The sequence below is a fragment of the Brevundimonas sp. genome (genome assembly GCF_036402095.1).
Taxonomy (GTDB): Bacteria; Pseudomonadota; Alphaproteobacteria; order Caulobacterales; family Caulobacteraceae; genus Brevundimonas.
The window spans coordinates 1-8,229 of sequence record NZ_DASWTO010000081.1 but is presented as its reverse complement, the minus strand read 5'-3'; the positions used below and the strand labels follow the sequence as shown (position 1 = coordinate 8,229).

Sequence of the window (8,229 nt, the reverse complement as noted above, 5' to 3'; positions counted from 1 at the left end):
GGCTGGGGCGTCGGCGGCATCGAGGCCGAGGCGGCCATGCTGGGCCAGCCGATCCCGATGCTGATTCCGGAAGTCATCGGCTTCCGCCTGACCGGCGCCCTGCCGGAAGGGGCCACCGCCACCGACCTGGTGCTGACGGTCACCCAGATGCTGCGCAAGAAGGGCGTGGTCGGCAAATTCGTCGAGTTCTTCGGCCCCGGCGTGACCAGCCTGACCATCGAGGACCAGGCCACCATCGCCAACATGGCCCCGGAATACGGCGCCACCTGCGGCTTCTTCCCGGTCTCCGCGGCGACGATCTCGTATCTGACCGCCACGGGCCGCGACAAGGCGCGGGTCGCCCTGGTCGAGGCCTACGCCAAGGCGCAGGGACTGTGGATCGACGAGACCTCGGAAGACCCGGTGTTCACGGACGTGCTGGACCTCGACATGGGTACGGTGGTGCCGTCGCTGGCCGGTCCGAAGCGGCCGCAGGACAAGGTCGAGCTGACGGTCGCCGCGCCGTCGTTCGAAACGGCGCTGGCCGAGGTGTTCAACCGTCCGGTCGATGCGCCGCGGGTCAAGGTCGAGGGCGAGAAATTCGACCTCGGCGACGGCGACGTGGTCATCGCGGCGATCACCAGCTGCACCAACACCTCGAACCCCTCGGTGCTGATCGCCGCCGGCCTGGTGGCGCGCAAGGCCCGCAAGCTCGGCCTGACCGTCAAGCCGTGGGTCAAGACCTCCCTCGCCCCCGGCTCGCAGGTCGTCACCGACTATCTGACCGCCGCCGGCCTGCAGGACGACCTCGACGCCCTGGGCTTCAACCTGGTCGGCTACGGCTGCACCACCTGCATCGGCAACTCGGGCCCGCTGGCGGAGACCATCTCGAAGGCGATCAACGACAACGGCCTGGTCGCCACCAGCGTGCTGTCGGGCAACCGCAATTTCGAGGGCCGGGTGAACCCCGACGTCCAGGCCAACTATCTCGCCTCCCCGCCGCTGGTGGTCGCCTACGCCCTGGCCGGTTCGATGCGGATCGATATCTCGAAGGATCCGGTCGGCAAGGACAAGAAGGGCAAGGACGTCTTCCTGAAGGACATCTGGCCGACCTCGGCCGAGATCGCCGCCATCCAGAAGAAGTCGGTCACCCCGGCCATGTTCGCGAAGCGCTACGCCGACGTGTTCAAGGGCGACAAGCACTGGCAGGGCATCAAGGTCGAGGGCGGTCAGACCTACGCCTGGGACGACGCCTCGACCTATGTGCAGAACCCGCCCTATTTCGAGGGCATGTCGATGGAGCCGGCGCCGGTCGCCGACATTGTCGAGGCCCGGGTGCTGGCCATCTTCGGCGACTCGATCACCACCGACCACATCAGCCCGGCCGGTTCGATCAAGAAGACCTCGCCCGCCGGCGCCTATCTGACCGGTCACGGCGTCGACGCGCTGGACTTCAACTCCTACGGCGCGCGCCGCGGGAACCATGAAGTGATGATGCGCGGCACCTTCGCCAACATCCGCATCCGCAACCGGATCACGCCGGATATCGAGGGCGGGGTGACCAAGCATTTCCCGTCGCAGGACGTCATGTCGATCTACGACGCGGCCATGCGCTACCAGTCCGAGGGCCGGCCGCTGGTGGTGTTCGCGGGCAAGGAATACGGCACGGGCTCGTCGCGCGACTGGGCCGCCAAGGGCACCCGCCTGCTGGGCGTCCGCGCCGTCATCGCCGAGAGCTACGAGCGGATCCACCGCTCCAACCTGGTCGGAATGGGCGTCGTGCCGCTGCAGTTCAAGGCCGAGGGCTGGACCCGGCTGGGTCTGACCGGCGAGGAGATCGTCACCATTCGCGGCCTGTCGGACGCCAACGTCGGCCGGCTGCGCCCGCGCCAGGACCTGTGGGTCGAGCTGTTCCGCCCGTCGGACGGCAAGATGGCCCGCTTCCCGGTGCGCTGCCGCATCGATAACCAGACCGAGCTGGACTACTTCAAGGCCGGCGGGGTGATGCCCTATGTGCTGCGCAACCTGGCCCGCGGGCCGGAGGCCATCGCGGCGGAATAGACGGCGACGGGTCAGGCGACCCGCGCAGGGCCGACACGACAAAGGGCCGGCGGAGCGATCCGCCGGCCCTTTTTCCCGCCCTTGCCCCGGTTAGCCCGAGGTCGCGTTGTGCGGGCCGCGGTCGCGCGGGTTGCGGCCGAACGCCTGTTCGCAGATCGAGCGGCCGAACTCTTCCGAGACCATCATCTGGCGGTCGCCGACCAGACCGGCCAGCCGCCCGCCGGCGGTGGTCGCGACCGAGATCGGGAAGCGGCCGACGATCCGGTCGCCATGCGACGGATCGACGAACTCGACCGTGCCCTCGAGCGTGTACATGCCCTCGCCGTTCAGCAGCATCTCCACCCGGCCGGCGCGCTGCATCCGCTCGACATGGATGCGGACGTTGATCGGCGCCGTGCCGTACATGCAGCGGCCGAGCTCCTCGCGGACCTCCTCCGAGAAGGTTTCGGAAAAATCCTCTTCCGCATCCAGCCAGGCGCTGGACATGGTGATCGAACCGACCTGCGCGGTTTCCTGCAGGCCCGGCGGCAGGGCGATGGGCGGGCCGCCGTGGACGACCGGCGCGCAGGCCGAGGTGGCGATCAAGGCGGCGACGGCCGCGGCGGCGAAAATGGACTTCACGGTGAACCTCCTGCTCCCGTGACGCTTAGGCCAGCGTCGCCGTGAACGGTGGATGAACCGCGTTCCGCAGAGGATTAAATCTGCGTAATCAGCGCCCGAAGACCTCGACGCCGATCTCGCCCCCGGGGGTCAGCCAGGCTCGCTTCATGCCCTGGCTGTTGAACGGCTGGGCGATGTTTCCGTCGCGGTCCAGCGCAATCAGGCCGCCGTCGCCGCCCATGCCGCCGACGTCGTCGATGACCGCCCGCGCAGCTTCGGCCAGAGACTGGCCCGCTTCCACGCGCCAGGCCACCTGGGCGCAGGCGACGGCGCGGATGAAATACTCGCCCTGGCCCGTGCCGGACACGGCGACCCGGCCATCGGCCCAGCTGCCGGCGCCAGGCAGGGGCGTGTCGCCGACGCGGCCGGGCATCTTGCCGAACACGCCCGCGGTGGAGGTGGCGGCGGCCAGCCGGCCGTGGCTGTCGAGGACGCAGCAGCCGACGGTGCCGTGCGAGAGGCGGACGCCGGGCGGGTGGTTGTCGTCGTTCTGACCGGCATGGGTGAACCATGCCGGTTCGTCGCCGATCGGCTCCATGCCCTGATCCGCGGCGAACAGGGCTGCGCCTTCGCCCGCCAGCATCACGTGGGGCGTGTGCTGCATAACCGCCCGGGCGACCCGGACCGGATTGCGGAAGCCCTGCAGCGCGGCGACCGCACCGGCCTCGCGCGTCGTCCCGTCCATAAGGCTGGCGTCCAGCTCGTAGGCTCCGGCGAGATTGGGACTGGCCCCGCGACCGGCGACGTAGAGGCCGGAGTCCTCGAGCATCACCGTGGCCTCGACCACGACGTCCAGGGCGGACGCGCCGGCGTCGAGCCGCGCCTTCATCGCCTCAACGACCTCGCGCATGTGGACGGCCTCGCGGCTGTAGTCCGTGCCGCGCCGCGCGCCGGCGCCGCCGTGAAGGATGAGGGCCGTTCGCGCCGTCATGGAGCCTCTTTTATCTCTCGTTGCGGCCCGCTACCGTTCGCCGGCGCGGGCCTCGTGTCCCCGTCCATGCGCGCTGAGGGGCGATTCATGCAAGTTCGGCAAGACGCCGCGCCGCCCAAACCGGCGGAGATCGCAATTGATCCCGGCCTCAAGCCCGCGAGCATGACGACCGCCTTCAATCGCCTGGGGCGGATTCACATTCCCGGTTTCCTGGTCCCGGAGTCCGCCGCCGCCCTGCATGGCGCCCTGGCGGGAGAGACGCAGTGGCGATGCTCGACCATGGGCGACGGCAAGACCATCGATTTTCCGGTCGAGACCCTCGACACCTTCACCCCGGAACAGGCGGCCCGCTTCATCACCCTGGCCCATGCCGAGGCGCGCGACGGCTTCCACTACATGTTCGACACCCTGCGCGTCAGCGATCTGGTCGAGGCCCGGCAACCGGTCTCGCCGATGCTGGCGGCGGCCCACGCCTTTCTGAACAGCGCCGCCTTCCTGGGTTTCATCCGCACCCTGACCGGCGATCCGCGCCCGAACTACGTCGACGCCCAGGCGACCCGATACGAGGCGGGCCATTATCTGACCGAGCACGACGACCTGAAGCCGGAGTCCGGCCGGCTCTACGCCTATGTGCTGAACCTGACGCCGAAATGGCGGACGGACTGGGGCGGCCTGCTGACCTTCATCGACGAGGACGGCCACGTGGCCGAGGCCTACAGTCCCGCCTGGAACGCGCTCAACCTGTTTCGCGTGCCCCAGTCCCACGCCGTGTCGTGCGTGGCCCCGTTCGCCGGCGCCCCGCGCCTGTCCATCACCGGCTGGGTGCGGCATATCGATCCGGCCTCTCCCAACCGCCGGGCGCCGGCCCGGCCGCCGGCCTGACAGAAAGAACCCTGATGCGCGCAGTCCTGTCCAAGGCCCCCGGCGGCCCTGAAACCCTGGTGGTCGAGGAGGTGCTCGATCCGCGCCCGATGAAGGGCGAGGTGGTGATCGAGGTGAAGGCGGTGGGGGTCAACTTCCCCGACACCCTGATCATCGAGGACAAATACCAGTTCAAGCCGCAGCGGCCGTTCTCGCCCGGCGGCGAGGTCGCGGGGGTGGTGGAGGCCCTCGGCGAGGGCGTGACCCACGTCCGCAAGGGCGACCGTGTCATCGCCGTGCCCGGCTGGGGCGGCATGGTCGAGCGGCTGGCGGTCCCGGCGGCCACGGTGATGAAGATTCCCGACGGCATGGATTTCGAGACCGCCGCGGCCCTGACCATGACCTACGGCACCTCCTACTACGCCCTGAAGGACCGGGCCCAGCTGAAGGCGGGCGAGAGCCTGCTGGTGCTCGGCGCCGCCGGCGGGGTCGGGGTGGCGGCGGTCGAGCTGGGCAAGGCCATGGGGGCGCACGTCATCGCCGCCGCCTCGACCAACGACAAGGTCCAGTTCGCGCTCGAGGCCGGGGCCGACAACGGGCTGATCTATCCCTCCGGCAAGATGGACCGGGCGGCGCAGAAGGAGCTGTCGGGCGAACTCAAGCTCGCCTCGGGCCGCGACGGCGCCGACGTGGTCTACGATGCGGTCGGCGGCGACTACTGCGAGCCGGCGCTCAGGGCCATGGACTGGAACGGGCGCTATCTGGTGGTCGGCTTCCCGGCCGGCATTCCTGCCCTGCCGCTGAACCTGACGCTGCTGAAATCGGTGTCGGTGATCGGGGTGTTCTGGGGCGCGGCGGTGATGCGCGACCCCGCCGCCCACGCCGCGAACATGGCGGACCTGTTCCGCTTCTGGAGCGAGGGCAAGATCCGGCCGCGCGTCAGCCGGACCTTCCCGCTGGAGCGCGCCCACGAGGCCATCAAGGCGCTCGGCGACCGGTCAGTGATGGGCAAGGTGGTCGTGACGGTCGAGAGCTAGTCCTGCCGCAGCCGTTCCAGCGCCTGCGCCGCCTGTTCCCTGTGCCGCTTGCGGATATTGGCGCCCAGGGTGGCGATCAGGGCCCCGATGACAGCGGCGTCGTCGGTAAAGCCGATGCCGGCGAAAATGTCGGGAATGGCGTCGACGGGCAGGACGAAATAGGCCAGCGCGCCCAGCATGATCCCCTTGGCGGCGGCGGGCGTCTCGGGGTCGCGGGCCGCGAACCAGACGGACAGGGCCTGACCGGCGAACGGAATCTTCGAGGCGGTGCGACGAATCTTGGGCCAGAAGCCCCTCTGCACCCGCACCTCGTTGACCCGCTGCACCGAGGGCACGAGCGCCCGGGCCGGGTCCAGCGCCTCTTCGGGCGTGGCGGGTTTGGCTTTGACGGACATGGCGGCTAAACCCCCGGCCGAAACTCAGGTTCAGACAAGATAGGGGCTCGCGCCATGAAACTCGACAGCAGCATCGCCGCAGTGGTCACCGGCGGGGCCTCCGGCCTGGGCGAGGGTACGGCGCGCGCGATCGCGGCGACCGGCGCCAGGGTGGCCCTGTTCGATCTCAACGAGGAGGCCGGCGAGCGCATCGCGGCCGAGATCGGGGGCGTGTTCTGCAAGGTCGACGTCACCGACGACGCCTCTGTCGCGGCCGGTTTCGAGAAGGCCCGCGCCGCCCACGGCCAGGAGCGGCTGACCGTCAACTGCGCCGGCATCGCCACCGGCATGAAGACCGTCTCGCGCAAGAAGGACACCGGCGAGATCAAGGCCCACGACATGGCCCAGTTCGAGCGCACCGTGCGGGTCAACCTGTTCGGCACCTTCCGCGTGCTGTCGCAGTCGGCGGCCGGGATGGTGACGCTGGAGCCGATGGCCGACGGCGAGCGCGGCCTGATCGTCAACACCGCCTCGGTGGCGGCCCAGGACGGCCAGATCGGCCAGGCGGCCTATTCGGCGTCCAAGGGCGGCGTCTACGCCATGACGCTGCCGGTCGCGCGCGATCTCGCGCAGGAGGGGGTGCGCTGCAACACCATCCTGCCCGGCATCATGTGGACGCCGATGATGGCCGGCATGGAACAGAAGATCCAGGACGCCCTCGCCGCCGCGATTCCCTTTCCGAGCCGGCTAGGCACGCCCGCGGACTACGCCTCGCTGGTGCTGGAACTGGCCCGCAACGTCTACATCAACGGTGAATGCATCCGGCTGGACGGCGCGATCCGGCTTGCCCCGCGCTGACGCGGGGAACGGGGGCGGGGTCGCTCGCCGGGCGGCGGCTGGCCGCGCGCGCGCGATCTTGCGTAATTTCTGCGCAGGGGACTTGCGGGGTTCGGGGCCGCTCCGCTATACGCCCGCCTCCGGCTGAAGTGCGGGCGTAGCTCAGTGGTAGAGCACAACCTTGCCAAGGTTGGGGTCGAGAGTTCGAATCTCTTCGCCCGCTCCAGTCGATCCAGGAAGCCCGGTCCCCGCGACCGGGCTTTCTTGCTTTCCGCGCCCTTCCCCGCCCTCTCGCATGCCTGTCGCGCTGGACCGATCGACCGGCGCGGTCTAGTCGCCTTTGCGGGGAAAGCGGGCCGTTCCGGTTCGCCGTTTGCAGGGTGTCGCCTGAACGGCGCCGCGGGGCGCCAGAACGGGACAGTCAGGGCGCATGTTTCTGGAAGGCCAGGTCAACTGGGTTTGGGTTCTGGGCGGTCTGGCGGCCGCCGGCTGGGTCATCGGCCTGATCGGCCTGTGGCTGGCGGCGACCAACCGCTCGCGGCACGTCAACGCGTCGGACCAGCTCGATCTGGTGCAGCGCGTGGCCGAGGAGTCCCAGAAGCGCCTGTTCGAGACGCTCAACGCCATTCCCGTGGCCCTCGTCGAGACCGACCGCCAGGGCAAGTTCGTGTTCGCCAACCGCGCCGCGCACCAGCTGCTGGGCCGCCGCGACGCCGAGCTGATCGGTCTGCGTTTCCACTCCGCCACCTGGGGCATCACCTTCCCCGACGGCCGACCCAGTCCGCCCGATCTGCTGCCGAGCGCCCGCGCCCTGCGGGGCCAGACGGTGAGGGGATTCCAGCATCTGCTGGCCAATCCGGCGGCGCGCCGCAAGATGCTGGTTTCGGTCACGGCCATGCCGATCGAGAACGAACTGGGCCAGATCACCGGCTCCACCGCCGCCATCGTCGAGACGGAGGGGCTGATGACGCCCGAGCCCGTGGCTCCCGAAGCGACGCCGGCGGGCGACGACCTGACCCGCCGCGTGTTCGACGCCGCCTCCAGCGCCCTGGTCGTGGTCGGCGCCGACGGGCGGGTGCGCGAGGCCAACCGCACCGCCCTGCTGGTGCTGGGCCGCGACGCGGCGGAGGGCGATTTCGCTGACCTGTTCCTCGACGAGGACGAGCGGGTCGAAGGCCGCCAGGCCCTGCGCGCCGGTCTCGCCGCGCCGGCGGGAGAGGCTGAGCCGATCGTGTCGCGGCGCGGCGCGGCCGAGGGCATCCGTTGGTCGATGCTGCCCCTGACAGACGCCGACGGACGGGTGGATGCGCTGCTTCTGGCCGGCGAGCGCGCCGATCCGGCCGCCGCCGGGGTGGAGGTTTCCGGGGTCGCGACGGCCCCGGTCACGGGCGAGCCGCACGCCTCGCCCGACGAAAGCCTGCGGCAGGAGGCCGAAGCGGCCCGCGCCGCCGCCGCCGAGACCCTGGCCGCCGCCGCCGCCGCGCGCGCC

General features: G+C 70.2%; 8 protein-coding genes and 1 tRNA gene. 6 read left to right on the top strand and 3 right to left on the bottom strand.

Annotated elements, in window-relative coordinates; all coding sequences use genetic code 11:
• Positions 1-2,040 (top strand): aconitate hydratase AcnA (gene acnA / locus VGD32_RS06615; RefSeq protein WP_331031111.1); only part of this gene is annotated, 2,040 nt, incomplete at its 5' end.
• Between the two features lie 90 nt (positions 2,041-2,130).
• Here the strand turns inward: acnA and VGD32_RS06610 are convergent.
• Together VGD32_RS06610 and VGD32_RS06605 are read right to left on the bottom strand one after the other, a co-directional pair.
• Complete coding sequence (locus VGD32_RS06610) at positions 2,131-2,661, bottom strand: hypothetical protein (RefSeq protein WP_331031110.1); 531 nt, start codon at positions 2,659-2,661, stop codon at positions 2,131-2,133.
• An 88-nt stretch (positions 2,662-2,749) separates the two neighbouring features.
• Positions 2,750-3,631, bottom strand: coding sequence for an isoaspartyl peptidase/L-asparaginase (locus tag VGD32_RS06605; protein WP_331031109.1), 882 nt, complete (start codon positions 3,629-3,631; stop codon positions 2,750-2,752).
• A gap of 162 nt (positions 3,632-3,793) precedes the next feature.
• Here VGD32_RS06605 and VGD32_RS06600 point away from each other — a divergent pair, with 162 nt between their 5' ends.
• A complete protein-coding gene (locus VGD32_RS06600) occupies positions 3,794-4,513 on the top strand; it encodes a 2OG-Fe(II) oxygenase (protein ID WP_331031108.1) in 720 nt (239 codons plus the stop codon).
• A gap of 14 nt (positions 4,514-4,527) precedes the next feature.
• Complete coding sequence (locus tag VGD32_RS06595; protein ID WP_331031107.1) at positions 4,528-5,529, top strand: NADPH:quinone oxidoreductase family protein; 1,002 nt, start codon at positions 4,528-4,530, stop codon at positions 5,527-5,529.
• Here the strand turns inward: VGD32_RS06595 and VGD32_RS06590 are convergent.
• Complete coding sequence (locus tag VGD32_RS06590) at positions 5,526-5,924, bottom strand: YkvA family protein (protein ID WP_331031106.1); 399 nt, start codon at positions 5,922-5,924, stop codon at positions 5,526-5,528. The two genes, VGD32_RS06595 and VGD32_RS06590, sit on opposite strands and share 4 nt — an antisense overlap.
• A 54-nt stretch (positions 5,925-5,978) precedes the next feature.
• On the opposite strand from VGD32_RS06590, the gene VGD32_RS06585 reads away from it, so the two are divergent.
• From VGD32_RS06585 to VGD32_RS06575, 3 genes are all read left to right on the top strand, one after another.
• Positions 5,979-6,761, top strand: coding sequence for an SDR family oxidoreductase (locus VGD32_RS06585; RefSeq protein ID WP_331031105.1), 783 nt, complete (start codon positions 5,979-5,981; stop codon positions 6,759-6,761).
• Positions 6,762-6,891: 130 nt separating this feature from the next.
• Positions 6,892-6,966 (top strand) — tRNA-Gly (locus VGD32_RS06580).
• Positions 6,967-7,170: 204 nt separating this feature from the next.
• Positions 7,171-8,229 (top strand): PAS domain-containing protein (locus tag VGD32_RS06575; RefSeq protein WP_331031104.1); only part of this gene is annotated, 1,059 nt, incomplete at its 3' end.